Here is a 22785-nt window from a genome sequence, read left to right as displayed (position 1 = left end):
TCATTCAAGATCGCTAGGATCTGTTCTTCCGTGTACCGCTTGCCTTTGCTTTTTGACATGAGAGAAATCCCTTCCGTTTCATTATTTCTCTCACTTCACATGGAACCATTCTAGAGGGGCACGTCACAAGCGCCAACTTTCCGATGGGTAAACATGCCCGCTTGTATTCTCTACCTCTATAACGAAAAAAGATGAAATTAGTTACGGGGGATGTATTCGTAACAGCAGGCGGGAAAAATTACATCTACTGGTTAAAACCTGGAGGGGCGAGGCTTTCATCCCAAAAAAACCGGGCGTCTCGCCGACCGCGCAGCGTGATGTCATCAATCAAAATTTGAGACGCGCCCTCACGTAGTTGCAAGAACAAAAATGATGAGGGAACAGCGTTGTGGTCAAAAAACATCTGACATTCGAGGCGAACCCACCGATCTACCGGGATTAAATCAACCAGCATCTCATAAACACCGATGCTGGTGGTTTGCGCGCTGCCTAGCGCAATTGAAAAAACGCCTCCAGCGCCAGAGCGACGCTTCGCCCACATTTGAGCGGTAAGCATCTGCGGCGGAGGAACAGTAAGCGAATCTATCACCAAGCGCTCAAGCGGCGCTACTGCGCGAACCACATCCGTCGCCGATTTGACAGCGATCAATAACGTTTGAGTGGCTTCTTTTGGATACTGCAAGTGAGACTCATTTGAAACCGCACTGATAAATCCGCCTGGCGTGGTGACGGTTTCGTCTTCTTCAAAGGTTTTGGGAAATGGAGAAAAGCGTTCCTGACGGGTAAGCGCGGTAGCGCCCAAAGCAAGATCGAGCGACCGGAACCCGTCCAATACGCGTAAACGCTCCCACGCAATCGTTGTCGGTTGGCTGGAACCTTCCGCCGGGCCAACGCATTGCAATAACAATTGAACCTGCCGCCCAAGCGGCTGAAATTCGGCGGAGAGTTCACGCCGCTCACCTAGTTTTCTCTCGCCAGGCAACGATAACGCAACGCCAATTAATCCCAAATTTTCAATATCCAAAAACGCAGTGCCAATCTGCTCCGGGATCGCATTTTCAACCGTTACAAACGAGGTAAAAAATACCGAAGTCGTAGAGACCACCATCGGCTGAGACAAAAACCGCACCGCCTCGCCGGGAAGGAGTTCGATCTCTATACGATCTCGTGATACTTGGATTCTCTCTTCGGCGGGTTCGGGAAAATTGCTGCCATCCACATTGGGAACAACAACTTGCTCCAGCCCCATATCCGCGAGTGAAAACGCCGGGCCGCCGAACTCATGTTCACCAGAACGAAGAGAGCCTCCGATGGGGATCGCAACGACGTCAAAATCTTCGTCAACCGTTTGCGCACAAACAGGCAACGCCGCCAAAGCGCTAACCACGGCGAGCGCGATCATCAGTCTATTGCATCTGATACTATTCATTTTATCTAAAATTATCATGGGCGTATGGCCTGGTTTTCTAACAAGATCATGCGGTCGCGCAGGCTGCGCACCGTGAGCAGGTCGAAGTCGCCGTCTCCCTCAACATCAAAGCCCGTCATCATGTAGGTTTCATCCGCTGGAGCGCTGGGCAAGACCTTCACGCCAATCGAGCGCCGGAACGAGAAATTATCTCCACACGCCATAAAGACGGTCAAGCCGTCAATGCCGCGATGAAGCCCCGCCAGATCAACACGACCGTCGCCGTCAAAGTCAGCCGGAACAATCGAGTCAATGACGCCTGGAGGAAACGGAGCCGAAGCGTTAACCAACTCAAAATTCACGCCCCCGAGTCCCCGGTAAAAATGGACGGTATCGCTAAATAACAGCGCGGCCAAATCAGCAACGCCATCTCCCGTCCAATCGCGAACAACCAATTGTTTCACAAAATCGCCGTTGATAGAAAGGTCTGTCGCCAATCGTTGCGTCTCGCGAAACGATCCCTCTTCATTGATAAACACTCGAATTTCATCATGCTGCGATGCCCTCACGCCGAGCGCCAAATCAGCATCCGAGTCGCCGTCTAAGTCAGCGGCGACCATCCGTAATATTTGAGCATCCACATCGAGTCGCGACAATAAGTTCCATCCGATTTCCGTCCAGTAATAAATCAAAACGGCGTCGGCTGCGCTCACGATGGCCTCATCGTCGCCGTCGCCATCCACGTCGGCAGCGGCAATAGCCTGAATATTTGAAGAGAGCGACACGGAATTTTCATGCAGCAACGTCTCGCCCGTCAACAAAATGGAAGCGCTCTGCGTTAACGCTCCCGATTCGGTTCCCTGATAAAAGAGCATTTCTTTCTCATCGGTATTAAGCCCGATCACATCGACGCGGTTATCTCCGTTCAGGTCGCCCAGCGCGATGTCACGCAAACCAAAACGTCCCGCAATATTTTGTTGCAAGTGAAGCCCACCATTCTCGAAGCGGTATTCGGCGATGCTGCCATCAAAGTAATGGCCTACAAACATTCGTTTCTGCTCATCATCAAACACAACAGCAGAGGGCGCCTCAAACGCAGCGACTTCAGGTTGAACAAAAAACTTAAACGCATCAGAGCAAACAGGCGTCGGCGTTGCGGTTGGCGTGATTTCGATTGGAGGTCGCGTAGGTGTTGACGTTGGCGTTAGCGTCGAAGTAGGAGTAGGCGGCAATGGCGTCACCGTCGGAACCGCCGTTGGGGTTAGAGTCGGCGTCGTGGTTTGCGTTGGAGGATTTGGTGTCCACGTCGGAGTGAGACTCGGAGTCGGGCTTGGCTCCAGCGTAGGAGTTGAGGTTGGAACTGGCGTTTCTTGAGAACCATCAACCGAACGGCGAGCGATCAATGGAACTAAAGATAGATGCTCTGGCGCCGCTCCAGAAATATGCGCCAGATTATTCTCATCAATGTTGACTTCCACCCCGCTGGGCAACAACGAAGAATTGATGGACCAGATGATCTCGTCTCCACCACCGTCAACGAGAACCAGCTCATCTAACGCAATGGTAATATCATCTTCACCGTTAGGAGAGATAGAAATTGGAGGCCCCGCTAACGTATGACGCAATTGAAATGTCGATGTCTTAATCCGTATCGTTTCAGAAACGGAGTATAAACCGTCAAACGCCGTGATAGTCAACGCACCCTGATCGCCAATACGAGCCATTCCATCCGGCGGCGAAAATCCTGACAGATCACATGTCAGTTGGTTTTCATTATTTATAGAAAACGGTAAATCCCTTTCTGATTCAAGCGAGAACACAAGTTCGTTGGTGTTCGAATCAGGGTCTTCAACATAATCATCAAGATCAAGAATCGCACCAGCATTTTCGCCAACAAGAAGCCGCAAATCAGGCAGCGGTTCAACCCAAAATGGAGGCAATAAATTCTCGGGTTTTGGCGTTGGAGTTGGCGTTGGCGGCCCTATAATTTGCGAAATAATCTGCTGAGGGCTATCGACTCCCCAGCGCGTTTCAGCAACAAATAGCGCACTGCCTGCATCATTCAACGTGACGGTCCAACCTAATACCTGAGCAATATCCATCGGAGAATCCAGGTCAGTCAATCCATCAAAATTGTTGTCGTTCCAATCTCCCAACCACACGGTAGGGTTGAAAACCTGAGTTCCTCTCGTTAGGAAGACAGGCAAAAAATCAAACCAAGAGCCTGCCGTGAGTCCAGTCAAGACAGCAGCTGAAGACAACCCGCCCATACTGACATAATTCGTTTCATCTTCGAGCGAATTGATCTGGTTAAAGTTATACCAGGGAGAGGTCGCTTTTCCCGGGGGCGTATAGATATAAGCGTGATTGAGAATTCCGATCTCATCCACACCTGGATAGATTAACTTTGCATTAAAAAAGCGCATCAAATTAAATTGGTGCATAGATGTATCGGTCGTCTTGAATTCATATATTTGACGCAGCAAAAACGTATCATTCTCAACCAGTAATGTTTGAAAAAGCGATACGTCAATTCCGCCGACAGAGAACTTGCTGCTATAGCGATTGTTCCCCTCTTGAATAACATTCACTGGCGGCAAACGTCGATCTTGAAACAAATGTAAACCAGCCAATATAGTTTCATTCAACGAAAGGGCAGATTGATAGACGGTGCTGCCTACCTCAACGCCTACCAGTTGTTCAACGTCATGGGAAGCGCCCAAATTATAGTCTGTCCGTTTGCTTAAATTGCCAAAAGCGCCATAACCATCAACACCCACTTCAAGATGTTGGCTCCCCGTTTGTGCTGAAAAACGCGCGATTTGCTCTTCTCTAACATACGGGACAATCAAACGCCAACTGTTTAGCGTGCCCTGAGTTCCTTCGACATTATCTTGAACAATCAATGTCCAATTTCCGATGGTAGAGCGTCCTGCTTGGGAATAGAGATCGGTATGTAAGCGTAATGAAGATGAAGTGGAATAAAGCGTTTCACCTTGCCCAGGCGGATTTGGCTCTCCTGCTTGATAAAGCAAAATGGGCAAACTTGATGGTGGTTTCAGCCAAAGAGTTAGTTCAGATGTATTTTCGTGTGTGATGTTTACTGCGACAGAGACTTCACATACCACCCCCTCATCACCACTTAAATTCTCAGATGGAATAGTAAATTGATAATCAAAATCTTTGATAGATATACGAGTATCTGTTGTTGTTTGAGTTTTTCTGATTACAGGTTGTGCAGAAACAGAAAACACAAATAGAGATATTGCAAAGAAAATTGAAATATAAATTTGAATTCGTAAGCGCATAAGAGTCTTTTTATAGTGAGGCCCACCACAAAATGAACCATCTTAACAAGTGAATACTATATCACGGTCTTTATAAAACATCTTGGATTTGACGAGCAAATGCAAAGAAAAAGGCGGGAGAACTTTCGCTCTCCCGCCTAGTTTACTGATTAGACCTGAAGTCTGGGACTACTGGTTGATGTTGTAACCAGTAACCGTAACTTCATGACTGGCCGGCTCGAAGTTGTCTTGGAAGGCGCTAAAGCCTTCAGCGCGACCCGGAATCAGCATATTCGATGTACCTGAAACGCTGCCATCCGAGGCGAAGTTAACTTTCAATACCGTGTACAGTGAAGCAGTCGGAGCCATTGATACATTGGCTGTGAAGCCAGTGTAATCAACAATCGCCTTTGAACCGACGATCAATGCTCTACCGTCACTTGAGAACCCTGAGAACTCACCGACACCAATGTTAAGACCATTGGATGGGTTAGCGCCTGCAGGTTCTGTGAAGGCATTCTGAATTCCGCCGCCAAGTACGTTAAGAGCAGTCACTTGACCATCTGTAACGACAGGCTGTGCAATCAGAATCCAGTTTTTCAAGGCTGCTGCACCTGTTGAATCGCCACGGCTTGTAATGATTACTTGAGGCGTACCGTCGCCATTGAGATCAGAAACGCGAAGGTTAACGCCCTGGTCGCCGCGGAATGCGCCCAAGATACCTTCTAATGCTGAGAAGACATCCAGTGCAGGCGAGTAACTCGCATCCAAGACGATACCGAATGTGGCGTTAGCCGCACCAAGTGAAACCGCCTGGATCATACCTAACGGACCATTTTGACCAACAAGCAATTCATCCTTGCCGTCTTTGTTGAAGTCCCACGCAGCCACTGAATAACCAGCGCCATTGTTTGAGGCTACTAAGTCATCGGTCATGATCCAGCCGCTATCAGCATCTAACTCATCTTGGTTAGCCAATTGAGCCTTGATGTCATAGTTTGCTGTACCATTCGCGAAGTCCAAGCCGCCGTTCCATTGGAACAAGCGTAAAGCGCCTGTGCTGCCTGTACCTTGTGCGAAGGCAATTTGTTTCGTACCCGCGCCGATGAAGTCACCAACTACCGGACGAAGTTCACCAGTCGGATAGAGAATACGAGCATCTGAACCGGCTTGATCTGGGAAGACGTTACCAATCGGAGGCAACGGAACGTAACCAGTGGCCTTACGAATAACAACCATGTTGGAAGAGTTCGCATTAGCCGTTGCAGATACCGGGCCGAACGTTGTAACCAATTCAGTTTTGCCGTCACCAGTCACATCGCCCTTAGCGAAGTAGACGGCACGGTCAGTACCACCACCAACATTGGCTTCAAAGTTAACAGGCATTGCATCCCATGAACCAACGATGGCTGCGAGGTCGAAGGCATCGATCAACGAATCGCCATTTGCATCCACTGTGGGATCCAAGTTGCGATAGGTTACGTTTGTACGGCCGCCAACACCTTGAGCCACTACGAATTCATCATACGGAGCCGGTACTGGAACATTGCCAGCCGGAACGTGGATGAAGTAACTAACTTTACGTGCTTTATTGGTCGGTGTTGAAGTATCCGTCGCACGAGCGATAACTTCAATCACTGAACCAGGAGCTGCATTGGCTGCAACGCTGACGGTAAAGGCTAACGAGAACTTGCTATCGGAAATCGGAGTCGCTACGCCAGGCGCATTAGAAGAACCAGCGGCTCCACCAACTGCCTTAGCGGTCGGGATACGAATCGCTTCACCATCTGGATCATCAACATCAAAGGTGAAGTTAATGACCTGATTGGCAAATGCGGTAACCGAACCGTTAGCAAGAATCGATTGAGCAGCAGCACCATCAACACTAATCATAGCGGTGATGATTGGAGCCTGGCTCACGTTCTGAATATTGAGAACGCGAATCGCTTTATTGCTTTCAATTGACGCATTCTTTGCAGACATAATTAACGTAATGACATCTGCTTGAGACAAGGTCGGCTTGTAAGTGATTGTTGCATACAAGACGCTGGTACCCGAGACAACGATGTTCTCTGCGGGAATTGCGCCAAGTTGTTGTTGCTGTAGCAACAAGAAGTTGAGTGGCTCATCACCAGCATCAACAGCCTTCACGACAATTTCAACCGTGTCTTCTTCAAACATGTCAACTTGCAACAACGCATTAGGATCTGTCGCTTTTACTCCGTTAATCGCAATCGACTGAACGCTAAGCGTCGGTGTAGCGGACTGCGCTACAACCTTAATATCAACTGAACTTAAGTCAGCAGCGATTTTCCCATCTGTTGCTGAAACATCAAGTTTGAAGTCTTGTTCAGTTGAGGCGCTAACAACAGCCTTATAGCCAGGCTTAAAGGTGAACTGCGTACCACTGATGACTGAGTTTTCAAATTTGCTCGAGTCAACAGCAGACCCTGTTGCTGCAAAGATAACAGCATCGTTATCCGCGTCAGATGCGCTCAGGTCAAGAACCAATGTCTGACCTTCATACACTGTGACAGAACGGACATCTTCTGCTGCGTTCGGAGTGTAACCACTGACTGTTGAATCAAGTGAAACCGCAGGCAGCGCTGAACCAGCCGATGAAGTCAATGCTCCAGGGAAGGCTTCAACAAAGATTGAAGGTTGGTTGAAGTCTATTGTTACGCTGACTTGCTTATTGTTGTTGCTAATGTCAGTGACAGAAGCGATTGCAACAACTTGACCAGTCAATGTAGAAGTAACTTCTGGAATAATGACCAGATCAACTGATCCAAACTCGCCGCCAATTGTTGAAGCGGTTGTTGTAATTGTTGCACCATTCACTGACGGAATTGAAATCCAAGCGATTTCAGTTACGCCGCCAACATCAAATGCGCTTGCGGAAATAACTGTTGTTGCGCTTGCATTCGCATTTACTGTTGCGCCAGTCGCCAACACTGAACCATCTACGATCAATGATAATGCGGGATCACCATCAAACTGGAATTGGTTCACTGTTGTAATGGTTTGGGAGTTACCAATCGTGTCAGATGCGGAAACAGTGAAGGAGAAGTTCTTCGAGCTGATACCGCCGCCAACAGGAGGCAACGTGACTTCAAACGGAACATCAATTGTGTCTGTACCAATAAGGCCAACACCCTGAGTAATTAACAGGATTTGTGCATCAGCCAAGTTGACGCCAGACATTTTCGGATCGCCAAAGTTGATGTTGTTGAGAATGTCCAACGGATTATCAACGGTGTCGATGACTGTTGCAGAGACTCCAAGCACGGCGCCCGGGGTAATCTTCGAGTTATTCGGGACTAATTCACCCAGAACAACTGCATCACCATTAGGCTTAGTCGCTGAACCGCTATTCAATCGTACGCGTAATTCACCGCTTACGGTCGGCGCACGGTTGTCAACTGCGACTGGTTGGAACAATTGTTTCTTGACTTTATCAAGAGACGTCAGACCAGCGGTTGTTCGTTTTGCTGAATCTGTGTAGTAACCATCATAAGGACGATTACCAGAATCATCCCGTACTGTTGCAGTAACTGAACGGGCAGTACGTGAACCGGTACCTGTTGTACCGATACCACTGTTTGCACCAGAAACGGTGACGTTAATTTGCGCCTTGATCGTGTTCTTGCTTCCACTTGGAACCAGCGACGCTGTGTAAGCAGCAACACTTGAATCCAAACCGGCTTGCAAGTTACTCATACCAGTTGCAAAACGGCTGACATCTGCAGTCAAGACCACGATTGTGTTAGCAACGGCAGAGTTAATGTCAAACACCTTGCTTGGATCGAAGGTCGTTCCAGGCAACATACGGAAGAAGTCATCTTTTGTTCCAGCAATTGTGTGGTTGGTTACGTTGAAGATAAACGGAACAACGTCACCGCCGCGAACACGGTTAGGAACAGTTGAGACTCCATTCGACTGGCTCTGCGCCAGAGGATACCCAAGGCGATTACTCGCAGTGTTGGTCACCAACGTCTTAGCCGTACGATTGCGAACAATTTGCGCTGGATCCATGCTAATAACTTGAACCGGTCGTTTCGTATCAACTGTGAACTTAGAAGAGGCCGAAGTCGAACTGGAGAAGTTATCGCTTGAGACATCAACAGTAATTGTGATGGAAGCCACATCGTCTGCAATCTTCGGATCGGGTTGAACTTGAATCCAAGGCAATCCAACAAGATTCGTTGCAATTGTTGTAGCCTTCGCAATTGAACCTGCAGGCCATGCACCTGTGTAAATCTTGACTGGACGCTGAGCAGTTGCGCCAGAAATGACTGCATTAGAAGCTAACGCAACTTTGTTACCAGTCCCTGAATCGAGACGAAGGTTGTTGTCATCCAAGAAGTTCAGGTCAGCAAATGTCTGATACGCCGTGCGCACCGGATTACCGCCTGTCGTTCTGTCATAGACCAAACCACCAAATGCGAATGTGAGATAACGCCATTCTGCAATAACCAAATCATTCTCATCATCCAGAACGATTGTGGTCGGCAAGACTTGATCGACTAATGATGAAACTTCTTGCGGATAGAATGCACGAAGGTCAGCATGAACAACATCCGGGAAGGAACCACCACTTGTTGACATTGTCGCAACAATGATGATTTGGTCACTTGGAGCCAGTTCGAAGTTTGAACCTGTGCCAAGATCCGGGCCGGTATTGCCAATGCCAACATTGGCGAAGTTATCAATTGAATCCGCCTTACCGTTGACGATCAATGAAATATCATTGGCGCGCGGTCCAGCAGCATCAATTGCGATAAGAGCGTCATCACGTTTCGTTGTGTTGCCCAGAGCATCAACAAATGTGAATGTTGGGTTCTCTGGGAGAATCGGAGGCGCTGCTGACTTAACCTGAATTGCATAAGTAGCAAAGCGCAGCGAACGTGTAGCCGAATTGACTCCACCGATAAGTGTTGAGCCTTGCGTAATGCTAGTTGATTCGAAACGCTCAATAGTATCTGGGATAAAGTCACCAGCATTCACATCAGAAGTAATGGCGCCAAAGTGAGATGCACTTGAACCATCCACAACGAACGTACCTGCAAAGACCAACCAGGAACTACGACCCAGTTGCAAGAAACTACCGTCTGCATTGAATTTTTTCAACAATGTTGACGAAGGAGTTAAAGATTGAATTGCTGGCAAGCCTAAGTCGTTAGTAATCGCAAAGATGCGCGAATCGACAAGTACCGGGCCTGCATTATCAACTTCAAACAGTTGCGTTGAGGATTTTGAACCAACGTTACCAACTGTATCTGTTGAATTGACGACCACATTCGCAACACTTACAGAATTAACTGTGTAGAAGAATGGATTATCAAAGCTCTTTGAGCCAGTTTTGACTGCATTGGCATCAATTGTGTAAGTAGAAATGCTGGAACCAACAGTGAAGGTATCTGTTACGCCTACTGTTGACATTGTTACGCCAGCGATCAGTTGTTCTGCACCAGCAGACACAAACTCATCGAGTTTTAACAGAACGCCTTCAATGTCATCATTCGGGTCATCATCAACATTCAAGGTGATCTGCATCAAGGCGCCGCTCTTGACGCGTGTCGGAGCGAGAATTGTACCAGTCGCGTTCTTAACAGCTGGTAGATAGGTGCCACTAAGGACTTTCAAGTCTGTGACAGTAATAGTTGGAGCCTGACCATCAATCACCACAGTACCAAGTGATTTCGTGATCTTGTTACCAACACTGTCAGTTAATCCAACAACAAATGAAGCGCCGGAACTGATATTCTTCGTGATAGGAATACCGGCCCAAGTTGCTTCTAAAATATAAGCCGTTGAATTAGTAACAGCGCCTGCAAAGTTTACATCATTCACGATCAATGCTTTATCCGCCGCAGCGCGATAAATTTCAAATGTGAAGGATGACCCCGCAACCAAGTTAGCCAAACCGGCCGAAAGAGGCGGATCGAACTGACCTGACGGTCCATTACCAGATGCATCATTAAATGGAGCTTTGTCATTGAACGCCGTCATATCCAAACCGACGACTTCAACAACTTCAAATACCGAAGTCGGCCCAGTGATATTACCAAAGTGGCGACCAACGGTTTGATCTTTGAACAAAGTCGCTGCATCTAACGGATTGTCAAACACTGCCTTCACAACGACCGTTGCGGTGACATTACCTGGTGTTGTGTTTAATGCTGACGGGCTGGAACCTAAACTCTTATTCCCTGCCCAGAATTCAATTTTGCTCAGTGCGATAGCGCCAGGAATAACCTGTGTATCGACATTGATTTTCGGGAACTTGGTAACTCCAGTGCCTGTTGTTGCCGCAGGATCCTTAACGGTAATCGGGAAACTGGCGTTAACGATACTTGTTGCAGTAGCAGGAACAGTCACTGACCATGTTGCATACATTTTTGCCAAGAAGCTCGAAGTTTGGCTCGGCGCAACTGCATTGCCTAGACCAATTGACGAGAAGTCGGCTGCAAATGAGAATTTAGTAACATCAGTAAAGACAGGATCGTTAGGAGTAATTTCCACTCCGTATTCAATCGTATCGCCGCCACCAATGATCGCGCCGCCTTTACCCGTCATAACGGCTTCAACATCGTTAATCTGGGTAGTAGCGATAGGTGTTTTTGTCGTAATGGCAGTACCTGTGCGAATATAGTCGGCAGTTGCATTCAAGCGGACAATATCCAAAGTTGGGACAGCCGTTTCAATGCGAACATTCTGGCCATTGATCTGAGCCGTAACATTGGAACTAACGTTTCCGGCCATATCTGTAACATTAACAATCGCATTAGCGGCTGTTACGCCATTATTGCTAGGAACAACATAGTTGTACGTATAAAGGTATGTTGTATTTCCACCACCCAAGGTTGCTGGCGTCAATACTTTGATATTAGCAACTGCCGGGCTACTAAAGTTCTTAAAGTCTGCAGAAGCGGCGAAACGACCAATAGCACTTGAAGGTGAACCTTCATAAGAATCAGTTGTCACTGTCGCTGTAAGAATCAATGTGCGGCCTGGGCGTACGTAAATGTCAGTACCACTATCGCCAGTAAGAACGGTTTGCTCTTTAAGCGTCGCCACAACGGTCGGAACTTTTCCGTCAACCTGAGCGCCATTGGAAGATGCGACTTGCGTCACAGTACCAGTCACTGCAGTAACAGTCGCAACCAACTTAGCGCTAGCAACATCAAGACCGGTAATGTTTCCATAAGACGACCAATTAATCACAAACGTCGCTTGACCAATGGTTGAACCACCAACCAGAGCAGTGCCCTTGCCGTTGGTAATGGATGTTGGCTGGATTAAAGAACCAAGTAAATTGGTGTTTCCAGACACGCCAGCATTATCCAACAACAACGTAATTGTGTCAGTTGTCGGAGTGATATCAAACGGGCCATTTGAGAAGTCGACCACTACAGTAGAAGTAGCAGATTTACTAATCGTTGCTGCACTAATGCTGGCAGCGGTTACGCCAACCTTTGTACCAACGATATCGCCGCGATCTTTGCCGCCGCTATTATTCGGGCGAGCCAGATCCCAACGTGCGACAGAAACAGTAGGAACATTGAAGTCAGCCTTACCAAGCGGGAAGGAGAAGATTTCTTTGTTACCTGCCAAGTCACGAGCGGTGAAGGTTACATAGCGAACTTTGTTCGTTCCAATTGAAGAGTTGATGCTCTTTGAAGGATCAACATAGAACGCCCAAGTAGCGTAAATAACATCACCAGCGCCTGGCGAACTGACATTACCACTAACCGCTGAAGATGCGTCAGGAATTACGTTTTTCGAAGTAGTAATCACTTCACTAAAGTCAGCGGAGATCGTACCAAACTGTCGACCAATCAATCGCTTTGTTGTATCTGTTTCAAAATCAACGATCAAGTCATCGCCTGCAGCAGCATTGACTGTTGCGAAAACAAACGGGAACCGTACCAACTGATCTTGTGACTTGTCGGCATCCGTATAGGTAGAAATGTTTGCGAAATGCTCTTTGCTAAAGGAGGCTGAAAGAATCAGAGTGTGACCAGCCGCAAATGAAGCAGAAACAGCGCCAGCAGCCTTCTGGTTTTCAAAACTACCAACTCCACCTGTGGTCAACAAAACAGCGTGGCTCGCTGCAATACTGAATCCGCTCGGAATCGGGCCTGTTGTAACGAAATACACGGTTGATGCAACAGCGGCTTTACCGTCATAAGTCGTAGCCATATCAATTGCCGCACCCGCGAATGAAGCACTGGCATTACCAGCTGGAATCGGAGGAGCCGCATCAATGGTAAACAGGTTAGTACGAGCAACTGTAAGAGCGCCCGTCGGTTGAGTAAAGTTGCGATTTGTATCAGCAATCACTGCAATCGCCGTCGTATTCGCGACGCCGCCAGAAGCCTGGAAAGCAACAGTAGAGGTAATACCACTTGTCAACTGGAAGATTGCTGTGGCTTTATTAACCATTTGCTCATTAAAACCAGCGCTTTTCAATGTCCAGGGGTTGCCCGCTGAACCCATCGTCGCCGTTGGACTACTTACAAACGCAGGGACACTGCTGTTATAGATTGTTGAATCTGCGGTAGTCGCGCTACCGATAAAGATTGCATTAAAGAAAGAAGTACCACCTGAAGGGTTACCGTCGTGGCTATAGCGCCAGTCATTGCCAGCGGACGTGCTGGTGTCTGGCGAGAAAGCAACTTCAAGTTCAATCTTCATACCCTTGGCGCCGCTAGTTGCATTGCGAACACCAAAGTGGGTAACGAGGCGAACGTCAGTCGCCAAACCAACATTTGACGCACTGCTAATGACTTCCGTGATTGATTGCAACAACTGGAAGAGCGCAGATTTATCAAATGAGGTATCATCGCCGTTAGCGCTTGTAAAGAAGTCGTCTGGAAGACCGACGGCATAAATCGTTGCATCCAAAACAATTGGAGCAGCGTTTTCTGTAGTAAACGTAACCGCACTAATCGTGTTCGAGGTGCTCTTGCGAAGGAAGGTCGTGTTTCCGCCAGTGATAAACTGGGTCGAACCATTTACCTGAGAAGCGAAGTTACGCGCATTATCGCTAACCTGCACGATAAAGGCTGAACTTGTCGCGCTGTTAGGACCTGCCGAGAAGTCAGCCGAGATTGAAACCGCGTCAATTTGGTTCGCCGCATTCAAATCTGGTGCAGCCAAAACTTGAGTAATAGCGACCGTCACAGAACTTGTCTGCTGAGCAGCACTCGCAGTCCAAACGTTGGGTCCTTTTAAAGTAGAAGTCGGTGAAATTGCAATACTCGCCCATTTGATTGCATTGGCGACAGAATCAACCAATTCACCAGCCGGATCAATTTGAACTAAGAAGTCTACATTATCGGCAGCAGGGTTATTCTGACCAATCTTACCCTTACCGTATACAGTCGGATACGAAGAACCAATACTGCCTTCCGTCTTCGCGTCCATCTTCACGATGATCGGAGCCACGGTATCGATCTTGAAATCAGATGTCGTAACCGAAGAAGCGTTACCAATATCATCCGCGACCGTGAACACAATCTGCAAAGGCAAGTTTGCGCCTGTTGTTTGTGCATCATTACGAACCACGCCCGTAATCGAAACAATCACGTCGCTGCCCGCAGCTTGGGTCGTATAAATAACGGTACCGCTGGATGCGGAAGCAGAGTTAATCGCCTGACCGCCGCCCTGGACATCAATGTCATACAAGACCGACATTCCCTTACCACCAGAAGTCGTTCCTGCACCAGTGCTTGCGTTAAATTTAGAGAGCGAATCGCCTGCGGCGCTAAAGTATTCATTCGGCTCGCCGTCGAGGCTCGCATTCACAGTAACTTGAGTAAAGACCGTTAAGCGGTCTTTTGTACGGAATTCAACGCCGGTTGGCGAAGGCTTGCCCGCCGGAGCGGCCAATGAAGCGCCATTAAACAATTCGGCGTTACGAATAATCGTGGTCTTTATATTATTGTCGCCATCAACCAAGACGCCCGTCTTTACATTCGGGCCGGAATCGGCTGTTTCATAACCAACGAAGTTTGACGTCGTGGCTGAAGTTGTATTAACAATAGAAACGCGCGCTTTGTATGAATTAGCCGCATTTGCTTTATTTGCGTTTTCCGCCTGCAAAACTGAAGCGTTCTTCCACACATAAACCAAAACTGTGGTCGAGTTCACTTTCACTGAGGCAGGAAGGCCTTGCGTGTCGGCGCCAATCGCATAGACGTTTGTTGGCGACACCGCAGTGATCTGCGTACTGTTTCCAATCGTTGTAGAAAACAGGTCTTTATCAAACGATGCGCTCACCAACGCCAACGCGCCCGCCTTATTACTAGCGCGAACGTCTGTGACGATAGAAGGCGTAACACCTCGAACAACCGTCATCAGAGCGTAATCTTCACCATTGGTGATTACACCGCCGCCGCTCGACTGAATATTTGCGATGATTGGCCATGTCAGCCCAACCACGTTCTTCAAATATTTAGGAGCGTCGGAATCTAATTTCAGGTCACCGTCTTTATTGGTGCCACCAATTTGATCACCGGTCGTAGACCGCCAATCATCATTGCCCACCAAAACAGCGCCCGACTTAATCGCGCTACCCGCGACAGAACCGTCTTTATAGTATTGAGTATTCAACTCAACAAAAGACAAACTCTGCGCCGTCGTAGCACCTGCACCAAACAACAGCGCAATTGCCAACATGAACAAGAACAAGGATTTTACTCCCGTCAGCGATTTAGCGAATGACTTCCTCATAATAACTCCTTTACCTGCCTGATTTCGTCCAAGATTAAATATATTGCTAGTTTTATTTTTTAATTCCGAAGTTAACATACCGCCCTCCCTGCATCCAACGCCATCATCAGCGATGTCAGTTTTCATATATTCCATATTAGCCAATTCCCTTTCAGTCCAAGAAACCAATTGTTATACACGTCGTTTTATATTCAAACAAAGCAACCCTCTCTCAATAAGCACCTTACATGCCAACTAAGAGAGACTGTCACCTTGGGTTATCTATCTCAAGACAGATCAACCGACTATAGTGTTAAAAACAGGGAGATCGCCTCTCTCCCACTTCTATTTCATCGGAACGCACACCCCACAGATACACATACAACTACAACCGCAACCGCAGTTACAAGAGGCAGTTAGGGCATTTGGGCTGATCGTTCCAGGTCTTCTTCCATCTTTTTCCGCTGTAAGTGCCTAATATCCATAAACTTTGGTTCATGTCACCACACAAGTTCGTAAACTCTAGCACAAGCAAAAATCGCTGTCAACGCTAATTCTAAAAAAATTAGTGTGCAGCAGCCATTTACACATGTCTACACACCATTTTGCACCGGGTAGAAGTCCCGAAAAATCTTCTCAACGACATCATTTAAATTTTCCGGTTTATTTTCAAACATTTTGATCAACTCATCTGGCGGAATTTTCGACGAACCTTCGCGTAGAAAAAAGCGAAAATTATCGGGTAAATTCAGTGAATTTTTCAGTCCATCCGTGTTCACTGTGATCCCATTCAATACAGATGACCATGTTTCGTTATCTGTTACAGCCTTGTTTACCCAGGCCTGTGCGTCGTCCGGGTTGGCCGCCAGTAGCGGAACCGCAGCGGCGATCGCGTAACATGCAGTTGATGTTCCACTCTCAGAGGGAAACAGGCTCCACGTAAATCCTGCCTGTTCCTTTTCGCCCACTCCAGATAATTCAGAGTAGCGTAGCGAGGTAAAGTATGCAGTAGATTGCATGAAATCAGTTATATTTTTCACAAAAGGAAAAGAACTGACGCTGTTTTCATCCGCATTTGGCACAATAGAATTTGCATCATCCATAATGGCCCGCTGGACCGTATTTACCCATTGTTCGTAGAGGCCCGCAGGCAAAGAAGCGTATCTAAATGCCAAAAAATATGACGCCCATGCGTCTTGTAGAGCGCTATCGTTTTGCATAAAGACCCAGAACGGCTCTTGGTTTCCGCGACTTCTTTCGAGGTTTGTCAGGACTCGCAACTGCCCCCATTCTGTCATGGGGCCCGAGAAACCAGCGGTTCGACTGACGCCGACCTTTTGGACGAATACAATCGGATCAATTGCTAAAGCAGCGGCCCACGCGCTTGACGAGTCAGCGCCGGTGTAGGCAGACGCAAGGTGGTCAGGCAGCGAACTGTTCGCTTCGACCGGATGAAAGGCGTTGGATTGCTCGCGCAACTGGCGGTTTAACAGTGAGGGGAAAATCACCAAATCAGCGCCTTCGATGGCGGCAATCAGTTCTGCGTTGGTGCTGGTTGCGGATACCGCTTTCGCCCGGGTATTGATCGTTAAGAGTTCGTCTCCAGAGGCGTATTCCGCCATTTTGGCTTCAAACGCTTCGATGCTGGGCGAGCCGTTAACCTGTAATAGCGTAACGGAGAGGGTTCGCGGCTCTGGCGCGGGTTCTTCGGCTTGCTTTGAACAGCCGACAAACATCAAAGCAAAGATAAGGACGCTGCAAAAAGAAATTGATTGAATTAACACAGAACGGTTCATTCCTGAACGGTCCTTTCTATGGGTCAACTAACAAGTTGGGATGGGTAACAAAGCATTAAAGCCTGTACGTCTGTTGTCACAACGATTTAACATCCCTTTTTGTTATTCATAAAGATGAAAACAAACATCTCTCGTTTAATTTTGGGAATTGATGGTAATGGAGCGTAAGAATACCCCGCTTCCATCAATTTGGTTGAATGGGTCAACCTCTCGTATAAGGATGACGCTTTTCCCGGGAGAAAAGCTGCAAGAAATTTCATAAATGTTGATTGCGGCGTTTTTTTCAATGATTTCAAAGAAATCAGCGCCATTTAATTCAAATTGGATCCGTTGAGGGTTTGATGTCGTTCCACGGAACAACATAGCAACGCTTATTGTTGCCTCTATCGCCTGGGCAGCGTAGACATCTATATAGCGCTCCCAAAGGCGGACCTCATCCCCTGAATCAGATGGCGGAAAGATGCTAGACAGGGAGCGTTCCCCAAACCCTGCGTCTATCGCATTATTTTTTAAAACAGAGGCGTAGTATTGAGTCGATATATCGGATTGATTTAGAGCGATGCGCCTATCAAATAATTGAAGCGCTTCTTCTGGTTCTTCGCGGGCAAAGCGCTCGCGACCCAATATGTAGATGGATTCAGGCGTTTCGATGTCGATGTCTCGCAGGTTTAGCATCTGGTTCCAGCGTTCGGTTGGGATAGGAGCCGACTGAAAGCGCAGATACTGATACCAATCTTTCGCGGCACGACCATACTGCTTTAGATGCGTATAAGACAAACCACGTAGATAAAGCGCCTCCAATGTAATAGGAGCCATTCCTTTGTTGATCGCAGAGGTCAGAGGCTTAATCGCATCTGCGTATTTCTGCGCTTTATAGCGGGTTTCGCCCAGTGAATAATAAGGCTGAGCCAAGTTCCAGTCGGAGTGCCAGCCTAACGCTTCAACATAGTACGCGTCGGCTTCGATCAAGCGCGGTGGATTCGCCACATTTTTGTAGATGTGCGCGATTCCAAGCAGCCCCTGGCTGATGAATATTTTGTGGCGGTCTTCACCCGACTCTTGATACAGTTGTTTAAAATATTTCACTCCACGCTGATATGAATTCAGCGCATCCTCAATATTTCCATTGGACAGAGATACTTTTGCCCGGTCGTAGGACGCGCCAGGTTGCAAGGCTTCTACAACAAGTATCGTTTGGGGGTGATACGCCAAATAAGAAAAGACCGCAAACGAAAATCCGAGAAACAGCAGCCAAATCGACAGCGTCGTTTTTATATATCGTGAGATCATAACCTTCTTTAAAACCATTTTCGTAATTTGCCAATCACAATACTGTCCGAATATGTTAAATTGACATCGACCAGCCATTCACGCATGATACACATAGGATAATGGCATCCCCTGGGGAGGAACAATTACATGCACCGGATTCGAATCGCAGTATTTTCTCTTATTATTGTCATTGCATCAATCGGTTATGCGCAGCCAGTGAAATTTCAAACGTATGTCACGGCAGGGCAAGTTTCGAGTTTGTTCGGCGATGCGCAAAAAAGCCAAACGACGATTGACGCGTTGAAACGTCTCCACATTCAGCACGTCTATTTAGAAACCATCCGCGGCGTCGAGAGGGCCCCGTTTGAACTGTTAACCGCCGCCCGCGATGCGCTGCAAGCCAATGAAATCAGCGTCAGCGCAGGCGTCGCCACCATCTTCGGCAAAGGCTTCGGCGTTGATTCAGACAAGCCGGGCATCTGGATGAATTATCAAGCCGAAAAAACTCAACGCGACCTCGCAGATCATATCAGCAAAATCGCTCCGTTGTTCGACGAATTAATCATCGACGATTTTTTAGCGACGGATGACGAGAGCGCCGACTCTCAACAAGCGCGGGGAGAGCGCTCGTGGTCAGAGTATCGCCTCGAACTGATGACGCAGATTTCGGAAGAGTTTATTACCGCCCCGGCGCGAAAGGCCAACCCGGAAATTCGCGTGATTTTGAAGTATCCACAATGGTACGACCGCTTCCATCGTTTTGGATACAACGTCGAGACCGGACACACCCTCTACGACCGCATTTGGGTCGGAACCGAAACCCGCAACCCGGATACCGTGCGTTTCGGGTTTGTTCAACCGACTCAAGGCTTCATCAATTATACGTACATCAAATCGTTCGCAGGCGACAAAATGGGCGGCGCCTGGTTTGACTTTGGCGATTGTACGCCGGGGGCGTACTTGATGCAGGCGTATCAATCTGTGCTGGCGGGCGCGAGAGAACTCACGCTGTTTGAAACCGGCAGCATCGTCGCGAACAACGAATGCCTGTCGCCGTTTCGCGAGCGCCAAACCGCCGTCTCAAAACTGGGCGAAATCGTCGGCGATGCACAGCTGATCGGCATCCCCTCGTACAAACCCGCCCACAGCGAAGCCAGCGATGGACAAGGCGGAGCGAACCTCTTTATTTATGACTACCTCGCCTGCATGGGGCTGACGCCGGTCATGTTTAGCGATCTTGCGTTTGGTTATTCTCCCGGCGCGTATACCTTTCTACCGCGACAAGCGGCGGACGACCCGATCATAATCGAGCGTATTCGACGCGGCGGCCATTGGCTGACCACGCCCGACTTCATCCAAGCGCTTGATAAACCGGAAATGGCTGAATTCGCCGGGTATTCGGAACCGCTTGACCTGAATCAACCGCTGGTCGAAGTGGATGCGTTTTGGGTGAAAGACAAAACCATTGATGTGGAAAAAGGGAAATACAAGGTACGCGCTTTGCCGTGGCCCGAAGAGGCGCGCGTTCATGTCGCCGCTATCGTTGACGGCGCGACCGTCCCGATTTTATTCACAAACATTTACGGCGCGCGCGGGGAACGGGTCGGCTTGATTCGCACGATCAACTTCCCCACCTTTCGCCATGAAGAATTCGGCCCAGACCGCGAGCAGTTTCTGCCGCCGCGTCCGCTCGCGGTGACCGACTGGCCGGACGAAGTGGTCCAGGAAATTCAAAAGTCGTTTCTGCCCATTCGCGGCATCCACGCGCAGGCGCCCAACGGGGTCAGCATCTATCAATACCACGACAAGGACGAACTGGTTGTATTCGCCAACTTCAACGACGAGGCGGTGGAATGCAGCATCAAATATTACGACAAGTTTTCAAAGGGCGAAATGAAAGCGAACAACCACTTTGTGTTGCACCCTGCGTTTCCTCATCAAACGGGAACTACCATCCAGGATGAAACCACCAACGGCGAGATGACGTTCCGCGTCAAAGTCATGCCCTGGGAAGTCGCAGTAGTAAAGCAAGACTTAAATCTGTGAGATTCAACAATTAATTCATGCGTGGAAAATGTATGTTATTCTAATTTAATTGCGATCAAACAGGAGCATCTTATGAAGACTCGGTTTTCACTTTCTCTAGTTGCATTTCTAGTAACATGCTGCCTTATCTCAAGCGCTCAGATGTCGCCCGCCGACCTCGACATTTTACTAACCCGCGTCGGCCCCGATAACCCGGCTGCTACAGGGCCATTGGCATTACGCGCAGGCGTTTCGACGATCATTCAACTTTCAAGCGGGCGCATTTTGGCTGCGTTTCAATGGTTCCCCGAAGACCAACCCGAAGCAGTCAATAAGATCGCAGTGAGATTTTCTGACGACGGCGGGACGGGTTGGTCGCCGCCGCAAGTCGCAGACTTCATCGACTTGCCTTCCAACATTACCCGACAATTTGATCCTACCCTGGTCGCTCTGGCGGATGGCCGGGTGCGAATGTATTTCACCGGCAATCCAGATTCATCACGCGTCCTCAACGAAAACACGGGCATCTACTCAGCCGTTTCAACCGATGGAATCCACTACGTCTATGAAGAAGGCGAGCGCTTCGGCGTTGACGATGCGCCGATGATTGATTGCGCCGTGGTCCGCACGGATGATGAGTTTCATCTTTACTCGCCGATTCAGGGCGCGGTGGGAACAGCATATCACGCGACTTCAAGCGATGGGCTGGCATTCGAACGGCAAGACGACCTGGTGAACGAACTCGGGCAGAACTGGTTGGGATGCGCAGTCTTTCTTGACGGGCGGGTGCGTTTTTATGGAACCCTGGTTAAAGGTAAAGGCCTGTTCGGGTCGATGTGGTTTGCCGACGCCGCAGACGGCGCCGATTTTGGCGTTGCCCAAGCCTATGAACATACCGGATTCGGCAGCGATCCGGGCGTGGTTCATTTAGATAACGGAAACACCCTTATCACCTCGACAGGCAAGTTCACGCCCGCCGAAGTTGATGACTGGAATTTATTTCGCTGAGTGAATTGAAGTAGGGGCGTAGTCCCTTCTCCCTATGGGAGAAAGCGGAGGATGAGGGTTTAGAATTAGGTTTTGAAATCGAAATTAAAGCCCTCACCCCAGCCCTCTCCCAGCGGGAGAGGGAGTAGATTGTGCGTTTATTCCCAGGATGAGATCAGGTAATCGGTGGGCTGCTTCGCTGCACGGCCTTGGCTCGGCGCCCAGCGCTATAAAAGGGTGATTAATACAATTATTCACTATTCTCTCTAGAAAGAAGGTCACGAGCTCCTATTTCAACTGATCTTGCTAAAAGTGCATTATATAAATCTTCTGTTAAACCATCTTTTTTTTCTTTATAATGATTTTTTATTACAAGGTATGGATTCCAAATTAGAGCATAACTACAAACACCATGTGGTCCTGATTTAAGGTCAATAAATTTGAGCTTTGCTAATATTTTTAACCTATCTTCCCAAGTTTTTTCTGCACGCTGACCAGTATAACCAGAACTAAATGCCATTTCTTTCGACTTATTTAGTGTTATAAATGACTCGTCAAATGAGCGACACCATAAATCTAAGTATACAGATGAGACAGGACGCCCTTTAGACATACTGTCCATTATCTTTAAGATGATTGGGATAGTCCTTGGTACATTTGTGAATCCTTGATTCTTTTTTTTATTCCACAGATCATTAACATTCAATTTTGGCCAAAGACTTAACCTTAATTCTAAACGTTTTTCCTCTATTGCTCGCCTTTGTGGGGAAGCCATGATATAATCCTTGAAAGTTTACTTTATAAATAAAGCGCTCTGATATGATCACGTTGAGCGCAAGCAAATTTCGATTTACTACTTCAAAGAAAAAAATTAACACATCGTAAGATGTGCATCAGGCCTTCTATTCCACCACCTTGATCAGGGATTGCGGAATAGAAGGCCTTTCTTGTATTACGCCTTTTCTGGATTGATGCGATTAGCCAGAAAAGGCATTTTTTATTCTAAACATCGCCATCACCTCCTTAAAAAAATCAATCTGAATATTTACTTATTCAATTGAGGATTGTATCCTCTTGTAACCTCAATGTCAACAATTGATTTTATTCAATGTTAATAGTACTTATACTAAAAACACACCTATCAAAGGCTGATGAATTTTCATTTACATATATATACCAACTGAATATTGAGTTGCAACATATAAACCCATAAAATAAATACTTTTCGTGATTATCTTCAATTATTAGAGGTAATTATACTCGACAACAAAAAACACCTAAGGTATCCTAT

At 47.8% G+C, this 22785-nt stretch carries 8 protein-coding genes; 2 read left to right on the top strand and 6 right to left on the bottom strand.

Annotation, left to right across the window (positions count from 1 at the left end; all coding sequences use genetic code 11):
- Positions 1–244: 244 nt before the first annotated feature.
- The 5 genes from P9L94_14025 to P9L94_14005 all read right to left on the bottom strand — a co-directional run bounded on the left by P9L94_14025 (position 245) and on the right by P9L94_14005 (position 18518).
- A complete protein-coding gene (locus P9L94_14025; GenBank protein ID MDP8245198.1) occupies positions 245–1402 on the bottom strand; it encodes a hypothetical protein in 1158 nt (385 codons plus the stop codon).
- 41 nt (positions 1403–1443) lie between these two features.
- Positions 1444–4716, bottom strand: coding sequence for an FG-GAP-like repeat-containing protein (locus P9L94_14020; protein ID MDP8245197.1), 3273 nt, complete (start codon positions 4714–4716; stop codon positions 1444–1446).
- Positions 4717–4884: 168 nt separating this feature from the next.
- Positions 4885–15570, bottom strand: a complete 10686-nt coding sequence (locus P9L94_14015) for a hypothetical protein (protein MDP8245196.1) — start codon at positions 15568–15570, stop codon at positions 4885–4887.
- A gap of 437 nt (positions 15571–16007) precedes the next feature.
- Complete coding sequence (locus tag P9L94_14010) at positions 16008–17210, bottom strand: hypothetical protein (GenBank protein MDP8245195.1); 1203 nt, start codon at positions 17208–17210, stop codon at positions 16008–16010.
- A gap of 135 nt (positions 17211–17345) precedes the next feature.
- Positions 17346–18518: a tetratricopeptide repeat protein gene (locus P9L94_14005; GenBank protein ID MDP8245194.1), complete on the bottom strand. Its 1173-nt coding sequence runs from the start codon at positions 18516–18518 to the stop codon at positions 17346–17348.
- A gap of 111 nt (positions 18519–18629) precedes the next feature.
- Between P9L94_14005 and P9L94_14000 the strand changes: the two genes are divergently transcribed.
- Positions 18630–20528, top strand: a complete 1899-nt coding sequence (locus tag P9L94_14000; protein MDP8245193.1) for a hypothetical protein — start codon at positions 18630–18632, stop codon at positions 20526–20528.
- A gap of 72 nt (positions 20529–20600) precedes the next feature.
- Positions 20601–21515, top strand: coding sequence for an exo-alpha-sialidase (locus P9L94_13995; protein MDP8245192.1), 915 nt, complete (start codon positions 20601–20603; stop codon positions 21513–21515).
- Positions 21516–21744: 229 nt separating this feature from the next.
- Here P9L94_13995 and P9L94_13990 read toward each other — a convergent pair whose 3' ends face one another.
- Positions 21745–22269 carry a hypothetical protein gene (locus tag P9L94_13990; protein ID MDP8245191.1) on the bottom strand — a complete coding sequence of 175 codons (525 nt, stop codon included), beginning with the start codon at positions 22267–22269 and terminating at the stop codon, positions 21745–21747.
- Positions 22270–22785 lie beyond the last annotated feature (516 nt).

The sequence above is a fragment of the Candidatus Hinthialibacter antarcticus genome, from assembly GCA_030765645.1.
Taxonomy (GTDB): Bacteria; Hinthialibacterota; Hinthialibacteria; order Hinthialibacterales; family Hinthialibacteraceae; genus Hinthialibacter; species Hinthialibacter antarcticus.
This window is presented reverse-complemented; position numbering and strand designations above follow the sequence as displayed.